The 1,411-nt window shown below is 39.8% G+C and carries 1 protein-coding gene and 1 pseudogene; one reads left to right on the forward strand and one right to left on the reverse strand.

Annotation, left to right across the window (positions count from 1 at the left end):
• Positions 1 to 216 precede the first annotated feature (216 nt).
• Positions 217 to 897, reverse strand: a complete 681-nt coding sequence (locus tag AB4513_RS24465; protein ID WP_102257394.1) for a hypothetical protein — start codon at positions 895 to 897, stop codon at positions 217 to 219.
• A gap of 103 nt (positions 898 to 1,000) precedes the next feature.
• Between AB4513_RS24465 and AB4513_RS24470 the strand changes: the two are divergent.
• Positions 1,001 to 1,219 (forward strand): annotated as a pseudogene (locus tag AB4513_RS24470) (IS110 family transposase); the annotation flags it as partial.
• Positions 1,220 to 1,411 lie beyond the last annotated feature (192 nt).

Genomic DNA, 1,411 nt, shown 5'->3' on the forward strand with positions numbered 1-1,411 from the left:
AGGAGATGTGACGACGAAAGAAACGAAAAACAGCTAACTGGTTGATAAGATTGCTATCGCAACCTTATCTTGACCTCGCTCGCCTTGAGAAAAGCCTCAAAGCGATGTGCCCTTCAAGTTCAATCGTACAATTTACTTAATAAAGTGGCTTCGGGCTTGTTCAACACTTGGGATTTAGTGTTGGCTACGCAACACCTTAATCCTTATTCGTTAGGGCTAAATTTCGTAAGCCTCAAACCAACGACATTTAAGGTTTGGCTTTTTGCTCTTTAAAGAAGAGAAATGCTCTTTCGTTGTAAACCTAGCGCAAGACAATACACGTATTTTAGGTAAATCGGCTAAGCACAGTATTGATTTATCCGTTAGGCTCACTGACGTTAAAAACAATGCTTCTAAATTTGGCAATGTACTGATTGGCTGCAAAGATAAGACCTTTTGATTTGTATACATCGTACCTTCAACACCTAAACTTATAAGCTCTGTAAAACCTGATAGGCATTCTAAATTGTTTAGTTTTTTCGCACCCTCAATGAATAGATAGCGCAAATTAGGTAGGCTTGCTAAAACCTCAAAATTTTCAGCCTTGCTGACTCCTGATATTTTAAGCGTTTCCAACTTATTCAAATTAATCAATGGAAGTAGCGTGTCTGAAGATAGCCTCTCAATTTCCAAATATTCTAAGTTTTGCAGTTCTGCTATTTCACTAAGGAATTCAACGTTTACCTGCTTGGCTGACAAACGTGTAATTTGTTGTGAAAATGAACTGATTCCTTTGTGTGATTTCCCTTCACGGTAAAATGAAACCCAACGCCAATCTAACTCAATGTCATTTATGTTGGTGACACAACGAGGCCATTCCGACCAATTCTGATTACACCTATACTTATCATTAATCATATTATTTTCGACCAAACTAATACTGAGCCCTAACGAATGACATGGATTCCCCCTACCGAGGATCTGCCACACTTATGTGGTACTTAAATGCATCGGAGGCACCATGTCTGATTATTCTTATTTCTGCGGTATCGACCTAGCTAAAAACCACTTCAGTCTTCATGCCGTAGACCAAAATGGTAAGGTCATACTTCATAAGTCGGTAACTCGCTCTAAACTACTGACTACAATAGCAAATATGCCACTCATGCGTATAGGCGTTGAAGCGTGTGGTGGTGCACATTATTGGGCCAGAACACTCAATCAACGAGTACATGACGCTAGTACCTCACCGACGACACAGTCACCTTTAGCGATAAAAAAGTAAGACCAATACATGGCATGTTTCGGAATGAGCCGACCCACCTAGCTGAAAAGGCATCGATAATATGAATAATGGCATTAGCGAAATCAGAGTAGATGTGACGACGAAAGAAACGAAAAACAGCTAACTATTTGATAAGATTGCTATCGC

It is taken from the genome of Vibrio sp. 10N.222.54.E6 (assembly GCF_041473955.1).
GTDB lineage: Bacteria > Pseudomonadota > Gammaproteobacteria > Enterobacterales > Vibrionaceae > Vibrio > Vibrio tasmaniensis_A.